The 2491-nt window shown below is 63.1% G+C and carries 2 protein-coding genes and 1 pseudogene; all 3 read right to left on the bottom strand.

Going from position 1 to position 2491, the window contains the following annotated elements; translation table 11 throughout:
* Positions 1-740, bottom strand: a 740-nt coding sequence (locus JNN06_RS07065) for a homoserine O-succinyltransferase (RefSeq protein WP_291238892.1), incomplete at its 3' end; no start/stop codon positions are given.
* 32 nt (positions 741-772) lie between these two features.
* Complete coding sequence (locus JNN06_RS07060) at positions 773-1660, bottom strand: ATPase (protein WP_291238891.1); 888 nt, start codon at positions 1658-1660, stop codon at positions 773-775.
* A gap of 223 nt (positions 1661-1883) precedes the next feature.
* Positions 1884-2491 (bottom strand): annotated as a pseudogene (locus JNN06_RS07055) (aromatic hydrocarbon degradation protein); the annotation flags it as partial.

The raw sequence follows: 2491 nt of genomic DNA, 5'->3' as shown, positions 1-2491 counted from the left end.
TGCTTCAGCGTGTCGCTGTCATATTCGAAATGGTTGAAGATGTAGAGCGCGCGATGGGCGGGATCTTCGACCAGACAGGGGCCGACCTCGTCGCTGCCCAGAAGCGTGCGCAGGCCCGGCGCGGCGGCGATCTCGGCCTGTTTCATCTCGGTCCAGCGCGAGACCGGGATCACGAAATCATCCGAGAACCCGCGCAGATAGGGCGATGTCGGGCACAGGTTGCGATGGCGGAAACAGCCAAAGGCCTTGGCCTCCAGCATGTGCTTTTTCACACCGTGGAAATGGTTGATCATCGCCATGCCGCCCCAGCAGACGCCGAAGGTGGAATGCACATGGGTCTGCGTCCAGACGAAAACCCTGGTCAGCTCCTCCCAATACGTCACCTCCTCGAAGGGCAGATGCTCGATGGGGGCGCCGGTGATGATCAGCCCGTCAAACTTCTCGCCGCTGGCCGCCACCTCCTCGAAGGGGCGGTAGAAGGCCTCCATATGCGCGGCGGCGGTGTTCTTGGTCTGATGCTCGCTCATGCGGATCAGATGCAGGTCGATCTGCAAGGGCGTGGCACCGATGAGCCGGGCGAACTGGTTCTCGGTCTGGATCTTCTTCGGCATCAGATTGAGCAGCGCAAAGCGCAGCGGGCGGATGTCTTGGCGGGCGGCGCGTTCGGGCGACATGACCATGACGCCCTCGCGGCTCAGCACGTCGAAGGCGGGCAGGGTCTCGGGCAGGGTAATCGGCATTTCCGGGTCTCCGTTCGGCGGAGGATATGGGATCAGGCGGGGCGCCGGTCAAGCCGGGGATCAGACTTGCGATCCAGCGCGCGGGCGATCAGGTCATCGAAACCGGCCGTGTCCCGCACCTGCGCGACCTCCTCGGCGGTGACCGTCACGCCCCATTCCGCCATGGCGGCGTAGCGGGGCTGACGATGGGCGAGCGCCTGAGCATAGGTCCAACGCACGAAGGCATCCGGGTTTACCTGCTCGGGCTGCTCGCCCTGGCGCATTCGGTATTCCTGCCACATGCGCGTGAGGAAATCCGGCTGGTAATACATGGGCTTGGGCGCGCGATCAAAGCGGCGCACCAGTTCGGCCGTATGCGCCTCGGAGCCTTTGATCCAGACCATCAGATGATGGCGCGACAATTCGGTCAGCACCGGATCTTCCGGGTTCCATGGGTCGACGACCTCGCAGATCGAGCCGGACGTGTCGCAGATGAAACTGTCATAGCCATAGATCTCGCGCGCGCGGGCAATGAAGCGCGTGGTGTCCAGCATGGCCGCGATCTCGGCCTGACGGTGCTGTTCCTGCCGGACCAGATATTCCGCGAAGGCCAGCCCGCCAAGCGCGGGATTGCCCGGCTTGCCCAGATAGGTGGACAGCGGCGCCAGATTGTCGAAGGTGATGTTCGAGGCGATATAGACACTGTCGGTCATCAACAGCTCGCGCAGGAACGGGTTCTTCATCGCCTCGCGCTTGAAGTTATCGGCGATATATTCGCCCATATAGCGCGTGCCGATGCGGTAATCGACCGAGTAGTGGAACCAGCGCCCGGTGCCGCGCAACAGCGAGGAGAGATGCGTCTTGCCAAGGCCCGACATGCCGAACAGCAGCACCTGTTTTTGCCCTGCCGCCTGCCAATCCGCTGCCTTGGGGTAGATCATCGCCCGCATCCCTGTTTGCTGCCCTGTTCCTAGCGTGAAGCGGGGCCGGAGGAAAGGGCCAGAGAAAGCGGCCAGAGGCAAAAGCCCCTGAAAAGGGCGCAGAAAAGGGGCCATGAAAGCCCCCGTGAAATGACGACTGCGCCAGGTCTTTTGCCTTGGCACAAGGCAAAAGGCCCCGCTTTGAACGGGGCCTTCCAAGACATTTCGGGGCCGGAGGGCCGGATCAGAAGGTGAAGCCGACCTTCACCCCCACCGCCACCGCGCTGTTGCCCGTCATTTCGGCGCGCGGCGTGTCGGGCGTGCCGGTCTCGGGCTGCGCATTGCCCAGATCGAGGTAACGGGCGCCGAAGGTGACCTTCATATTGTCCTGGGTATAGACGGCGGCCAGGCCGATCCCCTTGTAGCCATTGGTCGGCGCCAGCGGCGAGACCAGCGGATCGCCCTTCGGCTCATAGGTGACGAAGGCCGAGCCCGACCAGTTGTCGTTGAACTTGCGCCCCACACCCAGCGTATAGGTGGTGGTATCCTCCAGGCTGACCAGTCCGCCGCCGGTGACGGCGGTGAAGGTTTGCGGGTCGATCAGGAAGTTCGACCAATCCACCCAACGCACCGAACCGAACAGCAGCGTGTCCTTGGCGATGCCCGATTGCACATCGAGATTGACGGCTTGCGGCGTGTTCACGCCGGTCACCGAGGCCAGCGGCACGCCGCCCGGCACCGGACCCACGGTGCTGGCAAAGGTTTCGATCGTGTCCAGCTTGTGATTGACCTTGGAGAAATAGGTCAGCGCGATGCGCAGCGCGATTTCGGGTTTTTCATAAGCAACGCCCG

Origin of the sequence: Gemmobacter sp. (genome assembly GCF_016792925.1) — a bacterium.
Classification (GTDB): Bacteria; Pseudomonadota; Alphaproteobacteria; order Rhodobacterales; family Rhodobacteraceae; genus Gemmobacter.
This window is presented reverse-complemented; position numbering and strand designations above follow the sequence as displayed.

What these genes read in the sequence shown, in the direction of transcription:
- JNN06_RS07060 (WP_291238891.1), bottom strand. Translation starts at nt 1,660, where the DNA reads ATGATCTACCCCAAGGCAGCGGATTGGCAGGCGGCAGGGCAAAAACAG.